Origin of the sequence: Nonomuraea sp. NPDC049141 (genome assembly GCF_040648415.1) — a bacterium.
GTDB lineage: Bacteria > Actinomycetota > Actinomycetes > Streptosporangiales > Streptosporangiaceae > Nonomuraea.
In genome coordinates this window covers 1,001,202-1,015,547 of the sequence record NZ_JBEZDR010000001.1, presented here as the reverse complement: position 1 = coordinate 1,015,547, position 14,346 = coordinate 1,001,202, and the positions used below count along the sequence as shown (strand labels likewise).

General features: G+C 71.3%; 14 protein-coding genes. 5 read left to right on the top strand and 9 right to left on the bottom strand.

What is annotated here, in order from left to right; all coding sequences use genetic code 11:
* From AB0B91_RS04735 to AB0B91_RS04720, 4 genes are all read left to right on the top strand, one after another.
* The coding region (locus AB0B91_RS04735) for a hypothetical protein (protein WP_358315557.1) at nucleotides 1-216 on the top strand (216 nt) is incomplete at its 5' end.
* 182 nt (nucleotides 217-398) lie between these two features.
* Nucleotides 399-989, top strand: a complete 591-nt coding sequence (locus tag AB0B91_RS04730; RefSeq protein WP_214635698.1) for a DUF5998 family protein — start codon at nucleotides 399-401, stop codon at nucleotides 987-989.
* A 705-nt stretch (nucleotides 990-1,694) separates the two neighbouring features.
* Nucleotides 1,695-2,822 carry an alkaline phosphatase family protein gene (locus tag AB0B91_RS04725; RefSeq protein WP_358315541.1) on the top strand — a complete coding sequence of 376 codons (1,128 nt, stop codon included), beginning with the start codon at nucleotides 1,695-1,697 and terminating at the stop codon, nucleotides 2,820-2,822.
* 31 nt (nucleotides 2,823-2,853) lie between these two features.
* On the top strand, nucleotides 2,854-3,666 hold the full coding sequence (locus AB0B91_RS04720; protein WP_358315538.1) for a sulfurtransferase: 813 nt from the start codon (nucleotides 2,854-2,856) through the stop codon (nucleotides 3,664-3,666).
* A 129-nt stretch (nucleotides 3,667-3,795) separates the two neighbouring features.
* Here AB0B91_RS04720 and AB0B91_RS04715 read toward each other — a convergent pair whose 3' ends face one another.
* The 4 genes from AB0B91_RS04715 to AB0B91_RS04700 form a co-directional block, all read right to left on the bottom strand.
* The gene (locus tag AB0B91_RS04715; RefSeq protein WP_358315535.1) at nucleotides 3,796-6,423 is read right to left on the bottom strand and encodes a CHAT domain-containing tetratricopeptide repeat protein; all 2,628 of its coding nucleotides are present in this window, start codon (nucleotides 6,421-6,423) and stop codon (nucleotides 3,796-3,798) included.
* A gap of 69 nt (nucleotides 6,424-6,492) precedes the next feature.
* Nucleotides 6,493-6,939 (bottom strand): hypothetical protein, encoded by a 447-nt coding sequence (locus AB0B91_RS04710; protein WP_358315532.1) that lies wholly within the window; start codon nucleotides 6,937-6,939, stop codon nucleotides 6,493-6,495.
* Nucleotides 6,936-7,472: a sigma-70 family RNA polymerase sigma factor gene (locus tag AB0B91_RS04705; RefSeq protein WP_358315529.1), complete on the bottom strand. Its 537-nt coding sequence runs from the start codon at nucleotides 7,470-7,472 to the stop codon at nucleotides 6,936-6,938. Before AB0B91_RS04705 ends, AB0B91_RS04710 begins: the two co-directional genes overlap by 4 nt.
* 74 nt (nucleotides 7,473-7,546) lie before the next feature.
* Nucleotides 7,547-8,560: a S8/S53 family peptidase gene (locus tag AB0B91_RS04700; RefSeq protein WP_358315526.1), complete on the bottom strand. Its 1,014-nt coding sequence runs from the start codon at nucleotides 8,558-8,560 to the stop codon at nucleotides 7,547-7,549.
* Between the two features lie 175 nt (nucleotides 8,561-8,735).
* Here AB0B91_RS04700 and AB0B91_RS04695 point away from each other — a divergent pair, with 175 nt between their 5' ends.
* On the top strand, nucleotides 8,736-9,230 hold the full coding sequence (locus tag AB0B91_RS04695) for a DUF3145 domain-containing protein (protein WP_219539870.1): 495 nt from the start codon (nucleotides 8,736-8,738) through the stop codon (nucleotides 9,228-9,230).
* 191 nt (nucleotides 9,231-9,421) lie between these two features.
* On the opposite strand, the gene AB0B91_RS04690 is transcribed toward AB0B91_RS04695, so the two are convergent.
* From AB0B91_RS04690 to AB0B91_RS04670, 5 genes are all read right to left on the bottom strand, one after another.
* The gene (locus AB0B91_RS04690) at nucleotides 9,422-10,846 is read right to left on the bottom strand and encodes a carboxyl transferase domain-containing protein (RefSeq protein WP_358315522.1); all 1,425 of its coding nucleotides are present in this window, start codon (nucleotides 10,844-10,846) and stop codon (nucleotides 9,422-9,424) included.
* The gene (gene fabF, locus AB0B91_RS04685) at nucleotides 10,847-12,079 is read right to left on the bottom strand and encodes a beta-ketoacyl-ACP synthase II (RefSeq protein ID WP_358315519.1); all 1,233 of its coding nucleotides are present in this window, start codon (nucleotides 12,077-12,079) and stop codon (nucleotides 10,847-10,849) included. It abuts the gene before it with no gap.
* 53 nt (nucleotides 12,080-12,132) lie between these two features.
* On the bottom strand, nucleotides 12,133-12,372 hold the full coding sequence (locus tag AB0B91_RS04680) for an acyl carrier protein (protein WP_214635708.1): 240 nt from the start codon (nucleotides 12,370-12,372) through the stop codon (nucleotides 12,133-12,135).
* 88 nt (nucleotides 12,373-12,460) lie between these two features.
* A complete protein-coding gene (locus AB0B91_RS04675; RefSeq protein WP_358315516.1) occupies nucleotides 12,461-13,417 on the bottom strand; it encodes a beta-ketoacyl-ACP synthase III in 957 nt (318 codons plus the stop codon).
* Complete coding sequence (locus tag AB0B91_RS04670; RefSeq protein ID WP_358315513.1) at nucleotides 13,414-14,310, bottom strand: ACP S-malonyltransferase; 897 nt, start codon at nucleotides 14,308-14,310, stop codon at nucleotides 13,414-13,416. Before AB0B91_RS04670 ends, AB0B91_RS04675 begins: the two co-directional genes overlap by 4 nt.
* Nucleotides 14,311-14,346: the final 36 nt, after the last annotated feature.

The window sequence follows — 14,346 nt, the reverse complement described above, 5'->3', positions numbered from 1 at the left end:
CGGCACCCCGCACCCCGCACCCCGCACCCCGCACCCCGCACCCCGCACCCCGCACCCCGCACCCCGCACCCCGCACCCCGCACCCGGCACCCCGCACCCCGCACCCGGCACCCCGCACCCCGCACCCCGCACCCCGCAGCCCGCAGCCCGCAGCCCGCACCCCGCACCCCGCACCCCGCACCCCGGCTGGGCGGTGGGGTCTTGGCGGCTGGCTAAACCTCATTTCTATGAAATTTCACCATTTGTCACTCCAGGGGTCGGCACAGCGGCACTGATGAGGCGCAATGCAGCGTCCGGTAATTGCACACGGCCCTGCACCTGGATAACGGGATAAAAGACGTTATAGAGCGTTATGTCTGGTGGGTGAGTGCACTGCGCGGTCCTGGCAGGATGGACCCATGAGGGAAACCCGAGTCTCAGCCGCGGGCCTGCGTGAAGCGATCGAGCGCAGCGGCTACTACCCCGACCTCGTCACCGATGCGGTCGAATCCGCGCTGGGCAAGGAGGCTGTGACCGCGTTCGTGGTCCATCACGAGGCCACCTTCGATCCCGCGATGGAAGTGCGCAGGCACGTCACCGTCCTAGTGCTGTCGACGACGAGGCTGCTGGTCTGCCACACCGACGAACACCCGGCGGTCGAAGGCGTCTCGACCTCGCACGCCTCCACGACCACGGAGGCCGTACGCCTGAGCCGCGTCCAGTCGGTCGCGGTCACCCGCGTCGTCCCCGACCCCGCCTCCTACGTCCCCGGCGTCCCTCCCACGGAGGCCACGCTGACGATCGGCTGGGGAGCGATCTCCCACGTCGACCTCGAACCAGCCACCTGCGGTGACGAGAACTGCGAGGCCGACCACGGCTACACGGGCGCCATCACCGCCGACGACCTCTCGCTCCGGGTGAGTGAGGCAGCCGACGGCCCCGAAGCGGTCACCCACGTCCTCGCCTTCGCCAAATCCCTCTCGGAAGCCACCGCCCGCGCCACAACCTGACAGACCACTCCCAGGCACCCACCCTCTCGGTGCCACCAGGGCAAGACCCATGCACACAACGCGAACCTCGACACACCGCCTCCACGACATCGCACCCACAAGGGCACCTCTGCGACAGACCGGTGCTCCTCTGAGGTGGCAATCGGTGGCGCTCATGCGGTGGTGTCCTTGTGGTCGTGTCCACGCGACCGTGTCCTTGGGGTTGTGCTCAAGCGGCACTTCCAGGGTCTCCTGGCCAGGCGGCGCGGGGGCGAGCCCCTACGGTGTCTCACCGGAGACACCTCACGCGGCACCGACCCATCGGCGGTGCCTGCGGGACCGTGCTCATGTGAGAGTGCCTCAGTGGTGGCGGCCACGTGATCGTGCTCGTGCGGCGGTGTCCCTGCTGTGGTGGTGGCCGCGCGACCGTGCTCGTGCGCCGGCACACGGGCCGATCATTCCCGGCGAACAGTCCCGCGCAATATGTGCGGCGCCCAGCCGATCAAGCGAAGAAGACGGCCAAGAATACGCACGTAACGAGGCCCAGCCACGTGCGGGTTCAGCGACCGTATTCCTGGAGGCCCTCAGCCACGTACGGCGAGTGGCGCTCACTTGGCCGTGCCGTACAACATCGTTGGGGTTCTGGGGTTTGGCGGCGATCAGCGGTGTGCGGCGGGAGCTTCGTACAAGATCGAATATTTCGGGCGACGAACGGAATGGAGCGCTATGGGCGGAAACGCGCCACTGATTCCCAGTTACGGCACCGCGTCGTTGGCGGAGTTGCCGAGTGCGTTGCTGGCGGTGCTGGGGATGGACGAGCCGAACCTCCTCCAGCTCGCCCCCGCCGACCGCGTCTGCCTGTTCATCGTGGACGGTCTCGGTGCGGAGTCGCTGCGTGCTCACGCCGACCGGGCGCCGTTCCTCGCCGCCGCCGCCAAGACCACGCTCACCGCCGGGTTCCCCGCCACCACCGTCACCAGCCTGTGCTCGCTGGGCACCGGTGTGCCGCCGGGTGAGCACGGCATGCTGGGGCTGATGCTGGCGGTGCCGGGGACCGGGCAACTGTTCAACTGCCTGCGGTGGACGCTGCCCGGCGGGGCGTTCATGGAACCGGGCCAATGGCAGCCCGCCGAGACCGTCTACCAGCGCGCCGCCGCCGCGGGGATCGCGGCGGGTTACGTGGCGCCGGCCCAGTTCGAGGGGACCGGGCTGACCGAGGCGGTCTACCGCGGCGTGCGCTACCTGGCCGCCGAGACCGTTGACGAGCGGGTGGCCAGGGTACGTACGGCGATGGCCGAGCCGCGGGCCCACGTCACCGTCTACTACGGCGACCTCGACGCGGTGGGCCACATGACCGGCTGGGGCAGCGAGGAATGGCTGGATCAGCTCGACATCGTGGATCGGATGGCCGAACGCCTGGCCGCCGACCTGCCCCCGGGCTCCGCCCTCTACATCACCGCCGACCACGGCATGGTCAACGTGACCGAGAAGCTCGACGCCGAGACCGAGCCCGCGCTGACCCGGGGGGTGGCGATGCTCGGCGGGGAGGCAAGGGCGAGGCACGTGTACGCCGAGCCGGGGGCCGCCTCCGAAGTGCTCGACGCATGGCGTGAGATCCTGGCGGGCAAGGCCTGGGTGGTGTCGAGGCGGGAGGCGGTCGAGTCCGGCTGGTTCGGGCCGCGCGTGCGGCCGGAATGGGCGGGGCGCATCGGCGACGTCGTGGCCGTCCCGTATACCGGGCTGGCCATCACGGCGCCGCGCGCGCATCCGATCGAGGCGCTGTTCACCGGCTATCACGGCTCGATGACCACCGCCGAACAGTACGTACCGCTCTTGGAGGTAAGCACCCGATGAGTTCGTTGATCACCGCTGGGGTGAGCGGCCGATGAGTCCGTTGATCACCCCCGAGGAACTCGCCGCACTGGACGGTGTGACCGTGCTCGATGTGCGGTGGCGGCTCGGTGGCCCTCCGGGGATCGAGCTGTACCGCGAGGGGCACCTGCCGGGCGCCGTCTTCTGCGACCTCAACGCCGACCTCGCCGCGCCCGCCGGAACCGCCGGACGGCATCCGCTACCGGAGGCGGACGACTTCCAGAGCGCGATGCGGCGGCTGGGCGTGTCCGGGGGACGGCCGGTGGTGGTGTACGACGACACGGGGTCGACCGCCGCGGCGCGAGCGTGGTGGGTGCTGCGTTACTTCGGGCACCAGGACGTCCGGGTGCTGGATGGCGGCCTGCCCGCCTGGGCCGACGCGGCACTGCCGATCGTCAAGGAGACGTCGGAGGTGGTGCCGGGTGACTTCGTCGCCAGGCCGGATGGGATGCCGCTGCTGAGCGCCGCCGAGGCGGGGGCGCTCGCGACGTCGGGGGTGCTGCTGGACGCACGGGCGGGTGAGCGTTATCGGGGCGAGGTGGAGCCCATCGACCCCGTCGCCGGGCACGTGCCCGGCGCGGTGAGCGCGCCGACCACGGAGAACATCGACCCCGGCGGCCGGTTCCGTCCTGCGGCCGAGCTGCGCGACAGGTTCGCCGCGCTCGGGGTGGGCGAGGGTGTGCCCGCCGGGGCGTACTGCGGCTCCGGCGTCACCGCCGCGCATGAGGTACTGGCCCTGGAGGTGGCGGGCCTGCCCGCGGCACTCTACGTGGGCTCATGGTCCGAGTGGATCGCCGACCCCTCACGCCCGATCGCCACAGGCTGAGCCCGCTTCGCGAGCCTCCCGCCCGCGGCGGGCCAAGCCTCCGCTGCCTGAGCGGCGCGCCGACCACCGGCGCGCCGACCAGATGACCCCCGCATAGGCGCCGACCAGACGACCCCCGCATAGCGAGCGCTACGGGGTCGGGGGTCGGTCGCGTCTCCGGGTGTACGCCCGGTCGCCCGCGCCGAAGCAGACGAAGCCGAGTGCTCCCGTCTTGGCCGAGGCCGAAGCCAGGGCCGAGGCGGGGGACTGACCGTCGGACAGCAGACCGTGGAACGCGGTCATCACGGCCAGCGCCTCCTCGTCACGCACCGGCACCATCCCCGCGACGACGCAGGCCGTACCCCTGGACAGGAACGTCCCGGCCAGCCCGAGCGGAGCGCCGTCCGTCGGCGTGTGCGCCATCCCCGAGTCGCACGCCGACAGCACCACCAGCCGGGCCGTCCGCGACAGCCCGAGCAGGTCGTACGCCATGAGCTGCCCGTCGGCCAGCGTGATGCCCGACAGCAGCGGGCTGCGCGCGTGGAACACCCCGTGCGCCGCAAGATGCAGCACGTCGGCGCTGGTCAGCGCCGCGAGCACGGCACCGGAGCGGGCGGGCACCTCGCGGGCGCCGGGATGGCAGGCGAGCACCTGTTCGACCTCCGCGCGCGCGTGGGCGAGCCCGGGTCCGGCCGCGGCGATCACCACGGGCTGTTCGGCGGGTACGGCGGCGCGCTGCCCGGCGTCCAGCCAGGCGGACGCGCTGGCGGCCACGGACACCGGACGATCACGCAGGCACGGCAGGGCCGTCCACGGCACCGTGTGCAGGGGACCGGCGGGCACCACGATCAGCGGCCGGTCGCCGAGCTCGGCCTGGAGCGGCCGGAGCAGCAGTCGTTCGAGCTCCGCGGCGGCCGGCTCGACCTGGGCGTCGGCGGAGGCGCCATCGCCGAACCCGGCCCGGCGCAGCGAGTAGCGCAGGCGGATGAGCGCCTCACGGATGGGCCGCAGATCGCCCAGCCGCCGCAGCGCGAGCCGTTCGCCGGTGATCAGTACGGCCAGCAACGAGGAGCCGTCGATGACGAACTCGACCAGCGCCGCACCGCCCAGCCCAGCCCGCACGGCGCCGGGATCGGCCAGCCCGCAGGCGTGCGCCGGAGCGGCCACCGCCCGCCAGCGTTCCGCCCAGTCGAACACCTCCTCGGCACACCCGTCACGTACGGCCATCTCCAGCCCGAACGCCGCCAGCCGCTCACCGGCCCGCGCCGCGTGCGCCCGCAGCGAGGGGTCGTCGAACGACTCCATGCTGCTGCCCATCTCGGTCAGCCCGTCGTGGACCGCGCGGAACGCCTGGGTGACGTCCTCCTGCAGCGCGGACTCCAGGGCGAGGGCGTGCTGGCGTACCAGCACCGGGATCTGTGAGGTCTGCGCGAGGTGCCTGGCCTGCAGCTCCGAGGCCAGCGACGTGAGATGGGTCCCGGCGGGCACCCAGCGCTCGCCGCGCCGCGCGTGCACGGTGAGGCGGGCCAGCTGCGCCGACGCCGCCGGATGGTCGTCGAGTGCCAGCGCGGCCTCCGCCGCCACCAGGCGCAGCGCGGCGGCGCCCGCCAGGTGGGCGGAACCGTTCTCGAGGTCGTCGGCGCACGCGATCAGCTCGTCGAGCAGCTCCGGTGAGGAGCCCTCCAGCGCGAGGCGGGCACGCAGCACGACCTCCCTGGTCAGCGGCAGCCATGACACGCGGTCCTGCTCGGCCAGCTCGACCGCCGCCTGCTCGGCCACGGCCAGCGCGCGGCGGGCGTCGCCGGTGAGCAGCTCCACCTGCGCCAGTTTCAGCCGCGCCTCGGCCAGCGCCACCAGCGCGGCGGACGACTCCAGATCGGGTACGGCCAGGCTGAGCAGCGCCCTCGCCTCGCCGGGAAGGTGCGCGGCCAGCAGCGCCCCGGCGAAGTCGGCCCGCATCGTGGCCAGCCGCTCGGGGAAGCCGAACAGGGTGTGCTCGGCCGCCCGGTAGTGGGCGAAGGCGCCGGTGATGTCGCCCCGGCGTACGGCGAGGAAGGGCAGGTTGGCGGCGGCCAGGCGGGCCAGGTGGTCGAGCCGGGCGTGGCGGGAGATCTCCAGGCAGGCGGTGATGTCGCGGGTGGCGGCGTCCCAATCGCCCCGGTAGGCGTGGACGAGGCCGCGGTTGAGCAGGCCACCGGCCAGGAAGCGGCGGTCGTCGATGGTGCCCGGCGCGACCACCAGCACCTGGAGCGCGCGGTCGCACGAGGCGATGGCCTCCTGGTAGCGGCCCAGGTGGGCGAGCGCGACGGCCCGCTGGGTGTCGAGCTTGGCCCGGTCGAGCGGGGAGAGGTCGGCCCAGGCCAGGGCGGCGACCCGGAGCGCCTGCAGGGGATGGCCGCGTTCGGTGCGTACCGTCACCAGGGAGAGGCGTGCCTGGGCCATGCGCTGGCGCGGGATGCCGGGGGTGTCGATGGCCTGGCGGAGGTGGGTTTCGGCGGCTTCGAGATCGCCGAGCTCGCGGGCGGCCAGCGCCATCGCTCTGAGCGCGACCGCCGCGGCGTCGACGCAGCCCACGGCCTGGGCGGCGGTCAGGACGGTGCGGCCGGCGTGGAGGGCCTGTTCGGGATCGACCACCGAACGAAGCACCGCCATCTCAGCCGCCATCACCAGCGGGCCGCCGGGTGCGGCGGGTTGGTGGGGGACGATGAGATCGGGAGCGGCCGTGCCCCCAAGCCCGATGGTGTCGGGAGTGGAACGGTCGTCCTGTGTTGCGATCATGGCGCCCTGGGCTTCGTAGGGGAGGAGTGGGAGCCAGGGGGTGGGACGCGGTACCTGGCTCCCTGATGATCATGGGCGGATGCGCACCCACCTGGTTTGGACGGGTGCGAGACCGGGCCGGTAGCAGACCACGCTGAGCCAGCCCGGAGGCAGGCCGGTGACCGCGAACTGGCCCGTACGCGCAAGACGCCTGGTGAGCGTCAGATGCGGAGTCCTCACGTCGACGTGGCTGCCCTCGCCAGGATGCGGGAACACTTGTCCCGCGACGTCGATGAGTCCGTCGCCCACCGTCACCTCCAGATCGAAGGTGAGGCCGGCCGCGACGAAGCGGACCATGCCGGGACCGTCGCCGCCTCGTACGCCACGGGTTGCGGCGCAGTCGGCAGGTGCGGCGGTCACCGCTTGAGAGACCCGGAGTCCGAAGGCATCACGTGCGGCGGCGGAAACATGCCCAGGGATCGGATCACTCCCGGCGGCGAGCCGGAGAGCCGCCAGGAAATACTCATCGTTGATCATTGCACCGTCTCCTGTAGTGAGATCAGGGTGCGCAGTTTTTCCAGGCACCGGATCCTGGTTGGACCCACGGTGCCCACGGGCATGCCGAGCCGCATCGCCACCTGCTGGCTCCCCATATCCGTCGCCACCAGCTGGAGGAGGGTGCGGCAAGGCTCGTGCAAGGCGGAGACCGTCTTCCACAGCAGGCGGCTGCCGTCGGCCTCCAGGACGACAGTCGCCGGATCAGGGTCGTGCACGACGTCGAAGGAGGGAAATCCGGGTGGTTCCTTCCTGATGATCAGAAGCGCCTCACGACGCGTGGTCGTCGCCAGCCACGCGCCAACGCCTGATGGTTCCCTGATGGCGTGCAGGTTTTCGAGCAGGCGCAGCCAGGCACCCTGGACCGCGTCCGCCGCGTCGGTGGCGTTCAGCCCGCACGCGCGGGCGACTGCCCACATGCGCGGCCCGAACCTGGACTCAAGCTGGTCCCAGGCTGTCTGGTCGTCTTCGGCCGCTGCCTTGAGCAGCTCCGCCGGATCGCGTGGCTCGTGCATGCGGCCTCCTTCGCCGTGACGGACGAGGAGGCCACCCTGCCTCCTCGTGATTGGCCGAGGACTGAGCGTAAACTCTACAGACTCGACCTGATGAGAACTCCCAGATCGGGAATTTGCCGGGTCGTCTCAGGGTCAAGGACTCGCCCGGCGGCCTCCTTGGCCGGCAGGTCCTTGGCGGCGTCGGCGATCGTGCCCGCGACCAGGGCCGTCGCGAAGGAGGTGCCGCTCCAGACGGCGTACCCGGCGAACTCGTCGCGCTCCAGGAAGCTGCTGGCCAGCCACTCGCCACGGGCGCACGCGTTGACCCAGGAACCGTAGGCGGAGAACGGCGCCCGGTGCTCCTGCGTCGCGTCCAGCGCGGCCACGGCCACGACGTCGGGCAGCGCGGCCGGCCAGAACGGCCGGTCGCTCGCGGTGTTGCCGGCGCAGGCCACCGTGACGGTGTCGGGCAGGGCCCGCAGCGCGTCGTCCAGCAGGGGAGGCGGCCGGTCGTCGAAGGTGTGACAGCCGAAGGACAGGTTCAGGATCGGGGGTGGGCGTTCGCGCAGCCGGTTCAGGGCGCGGACCACGCTTGCCTCGTCGCCGACGCCGTCCCCGTCGAGCACCCGCCACACGCGCAGCCCCGAGCCAGGCGCCTGCCGCAGCAGCAGGCCGGCGAGGAACGTGCCGTGGCCCGCCTGGCGGCCTTCGAGCAGCTCGGCGTCCTCCCTCGGCTGATCCGCGTACCAGTCGCTGCCGGCCCACCATGGGTGCTCGGCGATCCCGGTGTCGAGCAGCCCCACGACGACGGGCGAGCGCGCTCTGCCCGGTTTGTATGGTACGGGCGGCGAGGGGAACGGCCGGGACGCCGGCCCGCCCCAGAACAGCGGCTGTCCGGCGAGCACATGGTTGGGGGAGGCCCGGAAGCCGTGCTCCCGCAAGTCCATGGTGATCTCGATGGGGTCTACACCGGGCGACAGATGGATCACGCAGACGCCGTCGGCGTCGGCGACGGCCTGGGTCCAGCGAGCCACGGCGGACACCGCGCTGCGGTCGGTCAGTATCTGACCTGGCCGGATGAGCGACTCGCCGACAGATTGGATGTCCATGAGCGGGTATCTTTCCGCGCTCACCCGTGTGTCACACGCCCCTGCCGCACCAAGTTGGTATGGCCCCCCTCTGGTGCCCGGTTGCGACCGACGGTAGTCTCTCCCTAGTCACTTGTGATCATCCCGGGGCGAGGCCGTTGGGGAAGGCGCACCTCGTACCGAATCGGGAGGTCCGGTGTCTGCTTGTGGCGTGCTTTACGTCCACTCAGCTCAGCCCGCGCTGTGCCCTCATATCGAATGGGCGGTCGCGGGTGTTCTTGGCGTACCCGTGGACCTTACGTGGACGCCGCAACCCGCCGCGCCCAACGTCCTGCGGGCGCAGGCGGAGTGGGAAGGTCGCCCGGGCATCGCGGCGGCCATCACCTCTTCCCTCATGGGCTGGCAGCGCATCCGGTTCGAGGTCACCGAGGACGCCTCAGCGGGGGTCGACGGGTCCCGTCATGCCTATACGCCGACGCTCGGCGCCTTCAGCGCGGTCGTCGGGGCCGCGGGCGACATCATGATCCCCGAAGACCGGCTCCGCACCGCGATGCTGATGGCCGCCCAGGGACGGGCGGTGCTGGAGGACGAGCTGGACAAGCTGCTCGGCCGGCCGTGGGACGAGGAACTGGAACCGTTCAGGTACGCCGGTGACGGCGCGCCGGTCCGCTGGCTGCACGCCGCCGTCTGAGACCCGCGCCGCTGAGGCACGCGGAGCTGAGCCACGCGCCGTCGCACGCGTGAAAGCTGTTCGCACGCGTGAAAGCCGCCCGCACGCGTGAAAGCCGCCCGCACGCGTGAAGGCCGCCCGAACAACGTGAAAGCCGCATAACGCGCGAAAGGGGCCCCGCACCCATGGGGTGCGGGGCCCCTTTCACCTGATTACAGGGGGATGTTGCCGTGGGCGCCCCTGGCCGGGGTGGCCTGGGCGAGGACCTTGGCGATCGCGCCCCGGGTCTCCTCCGGCTTGATGACCTCGTCGATCACGCCCAGCTGCTGCGCCCGGTCAAGCCCGCCCGCCAGCTTCTCGTGCTCCTCGGCCAGCCGCTGCTCCAGCTCGGCCCGCTCCTCTTCGGGGGCGGCGGCCAGCTCGCGCCGCTTCAGGATGCGCACCGCCGCGACCGCGCCCATGACCGCGATCTCGGTCGTCGGCCAGGCGAACACCTTGGTGGCGCCCAGGGCGCGGGAGTTCATGGCGATGTAGGCGCCGCCGTACGCCTTGCGCGTGACCAGCGTGATGCGCGGCACCGACGCCTCGGCGAAGGCGTGTAGCAGCTTGGCGCCGCGGCGGACCACGCCGTCGTGTTCCTGCCCGACACCCGGGAGATAACCGGGCACATCCACCAGGACAACCAATGGGACGCCGAAAGCGTCACACATACGAACGAAGCGAGCAGCTTTCTCGGCGGACGTGGCGTCGAGGCAGCCACCCAGCCGCATCGGGTTGTTGGCGATCACACCGACCGTCCGGCCACCGAGGCGGCCAAGCGACGTGACGATGTTCGGCGCCCACTTGGGGTGCAGCTCGATGCCCGGCTCGTCGAGCAGGCCGTTGACCAGCGGCTTGACGTCGTAGGCACGCCGCGCCGATTCGGGCAGCAGCGTGGAGAAGTCGACCTCGTCGATGCCCGTGGTGCGGACCCGGCCCTGGTGGCCGAGCAGCACGGCGAGCTGCCGCGCGCGCAGCAGCGCGTCGGTCTCGGTCTTGGTGACGATGTGGACGACGCCGCTGCGCTTGCTGTGCGGCTCGGGGCCGCCCAGCGCGGCGCTGGTGACCTCTTCGCCGGTGACGCTGCGGACCACGTCGGGCCCGGTGACGAAGATGCGGCCCGAGTCGGCCAGGATCACCAGGTCGGTCAGCGCCGGCCCGTAGGCGGCGCCGCCGGCGGCGGGGCCGACGACCACGGAGATCTGCGGCACCACGCCCGAGGCCTTGGTCATCGCGCTGAAGACCCGGCCGACGGCGTGCAGCGACTCGACGCCTTCGGCGAGTCGCGCACCGCCGGAGTGCCAGATCCCGATGACCGGCACCCGTTCACGGACGGCCACGTCGTAGGCGTGCACGATGTGCTCGCAGCCTTCGCTGCCCATCGCGCCGCCCTGGAAGCGGGCGTCACTGCAGAAGGCGACGACGGGGACACCCTCGACGCGGCCCATGGCGGCGAGAACGCCGCTTCTGTCCTCAGGAGTGATCAGCCGCACCGAGCCCTCGTCGAGCAGCGCGGTCAGCCGGACGACCGGATCGCGGGGGTCGGCGGGCTCCTGATCGGAGCCCTGCGTCATGACCCGATTGTCGAGCACGGTCATTTAAGCCCCCTTAAACACGACCGCCACGTTGTGGCCGCCGAATCCGAACGAGTTGTTGACCGCGGCGAGGTCGCCTTCCGGCAGCGGGCGGTTCTCGCCGTAGACGAGGTCCACCTCGATGCCGTCGTCGAGACTGTCGAGATTGATGGTGGCGGGCACGATGCGCTCCTGGAGCGCCTTGATCGTGAAGACGGACTCGATGCCACCCGCGCCACCCAGCAGGTGGCCGGTCATGGACTTGGTCGAGGTGACCAGCGGGTGGGTGCCGATGGACTTGGCCACCGCCTGCACCTCGATGACGTCGCCCGCCGGGGTGGAGGTGGCGTGCGCGTTGACGTGCTTGACGTCGTGGCCGGTGATGCCCGCGTCGGTGAGCGCCTGGGTCATCGCCATGCTGATGCCCCGGCCCCCCGGCTCGGGCTGGGTGATGTGGTGGGAGTCGGCGGAGTAGCCGACGCCCGCCGCGTAGGCGTAGATCCGCGCGCCGCGTGCCTTGGCGTACTCCTCGGACTCGAGCACGATGATGCCCGCGCCCTCGCCCAGCACGAACCCGTCACGGTCACGGTCCCACGGCCGCGAGGCGCCCTTGGGGTCGTCGTTGCGGGTGGACATGGCGCGCGCGGCGGCGAAGGCGGCCACGTTCAGGCCGTGGATCGCCGCCTCGGTGCCGCCCGCGACCACCACGTCGGCGCGGCCTGACCTGATCATGTCCATCGCGTAGCCGATGGCCTCCGCGCCGGACGCGCAGGCCGACACGGTGGCGTGCACGCCGGCCTGGGCGCCGCGATCGAGGCCGATCCAGGCGGCCGGGCCGTTGGGCATCAGCATCGGCACCGTGAAGGGCGAGAGCCGGTTCCAGCCCCGCTCCTTGTAGGTGTCGTAGGCGGTCAGCGTGGTCGTGATGCCGCCGATGCCGGAGGACACCACGACGCCGAGCCGCTCGGGCGCCACCTCGGGCGCGCCCGCGTCGGCCCAGGCCTCCCGGGCCGCGACCATGGCGAACTGCTCGCTGCGGTCGAGGCGGCGGGACTCGGGCCTGGGCAGCACCTCGGTCGGATCGACCGCGGCCGTCCCCGCGAAGTGCACGGGGACGGTGTCGATCCAGTCCGCGTTGATGGTCTCGACGCCCGACTGACCGGCGAGGAGCGCCGACCAGGTCGAGGTGACGTCTCCACCGACGGGCGTCGTCGCGCCGAGCCCGGTGACCACGACACGTACCCGGTTTGCACTCACGTTTCGCGCTCCTTGTCGATCAGTTGGGAACTGAGGTCAGTGGATGACCGAGGTCAGTTCTGGATGAAGGTGAGAACGTCCTTGACCGTCTTCAGGTTCTTGAGCTGGTCGTCAGGGATCTCGACGCCGAACTCGTCCTGGGCGGCCACGGCGATCTCGACCATGGACAGGGAGTCGATGTCGAGGTCGTCCACGAAGTTCTTCTCGGGGGTGACGTCGGTCGCCGGGATCCCGGTGATCTCGTTGATGATCTTGCCGAGGCCCTCGAGGATCTCCTGCTCGGTGGCAGCCATGTCGCTATTTCTCCTTTGGTTTTTCTGGGTTCTGTACGGCTACGGCCGTACAAGCTCTGATGAGTACGGAACGGAGCCGTACCGGATCTTACGGAATCTCGATGACCTGACCCGCATAGGTCAGGCCGGCGCCGAAGCCCAGGATGAGCGCGAGCTCACCCGAACGGACCTCGCCACGCTCCAGCATGCGCGAGAGCGCGAGCGGGATGGACGCGGCGGAGGTGTTGCCGGCGGTCACGATGTCGCGCCCGACGACAGCCTGGTCGGCGCCGAGCTTACGCGCGATCGCCTCGATGATGCGCAGGTTGGCCTGGTGAGGTACGAAGGCGGCCAGCTCCGACGGGTCGACCCCGGCACGCTCGCACGCCTCCTTGGCCACCGGGTGCAACGCGGTGGTGGCCCAGCGGAACACCGTCTGACCCTCCTGGTGGAGGGAGTCGTGGCGGTCGTTGATGATGATCGCGTCGGATTTGTCACCCGAGCTGCCCCAGACTACCGGCCCGATGCCGGGGGTGTCGGAGGGGCCGACCACCGCGGCGCCCGCGCCGTCGGCGAAGATCACGGCGGTGGACCTGTCGGTCCAGTCGATCCACTGCGACAGCTTCTCGGCGCCGATGACGAGCACGTGCTTGGCCGAGCCGGCGCGGATCGCGGAGCTGGCCACGCCGAGCGCGAAGCAGAAGCCGGCGCAGGCGGCGTTCACGTCGAACGCGCCGGGCGACTGGATGCCGAGGCGGTGGGCCACGACGGCCGCGGCGTTGGGGATCTGCGTCTCCAGCGTGCAGGTGGCGACGATGACCAGGTCGATGTCGGCCGCCGACAGGCCGCTGGCGGCCAGCGCCTTGCCACCGGCCTGCGTCGCCATGTCCTCGACGGACTCGGCCGGACCGGCGACCCGGCGTTCCTTGATGCCGACCCGCGACTGGATCCACTCGTCGTTGGTCTCCATCGTCTTGGCCAGGTCGTCGTTGGTGACGACATTGGACGGCTGGTAGTGGCCGAGGGCCAGCACCTTGGCGCCCGGGGCGATATCGGGAATCCTCACTTGATCAGCTCCCTGGCCGCGTCGAGATCGTCTGGGGTCTTCAGCGCCACGGTCCGTACGTCCCGCAGCCCGCGCTTGGCCAGGCCGGTCAGTGTGCCGCCCGGCAGCAGCTCGATCATCCTGGTGACACCGAGGTCGGCCATCGTGGCCATGCAGCGGTCCCACCGGACGGGGTTGCTGACCTGGTCGATCAGCCGCCGCATCAGCAGGGCGCCGTCGGTGACGACCTGGCCATCGGCGTTGGACAGCAGCTTGACCCGCGGGTCGGCGGGGGTGATGCCCTCGGCGGCCGCACGCAGGTGCTCGACGGCCGGGGCCATGTGCTCGGTGTGGAAGGCGCCCGCGACGGAGAGCGCGATCAGCCTGGCCCGGGCCGGCGCGTCCGCCTTGAAGGCGGCCAGCTGCTCCAGCGTGCCGCCGGCGACGATCTGGCCGGCGCCGTTGACGTTGGCGGGGGTCAGGCCGTGCTTGTCGATGGCGGCCAGCACCTCGGCCTCCACACCGCCGAGCACCGCCGTCATGCCGGTCTCGGTGACGGCGGCGGCCTTGGCCATGGCCTGGGCGCGCTCGCGTACGAGCGTCAGGGCCTGCTCAGGGGTCAGCACCCCGGCCAGCGCCGCCGTGGCGAACTCGCCGACGCTGTGGCCGGCCAGCAGGTCGGGGGTCGCGCCGAGTGCCTCGGCCGCGGCCAGCGCGGCGGCTACGAGCAGGGGCTGGGCGACCGCGGTGTCGCGGATCTCGTCGGCGTCGGCCTTGGTCCCGTACGTGATCAGATCGAGGCCCACGACCTCGGACCATGCGGTCAGTCGATCCGCGAGTCCGGGGAGTTCGAGCCAGGGTGTCAGGAAGCCTGGTGTCTGGGCACCTTGGCCCGGAGCGACGAGTACAAGCACACAATCCACACTGCCCTGTAGAAGTCCAACACGCGG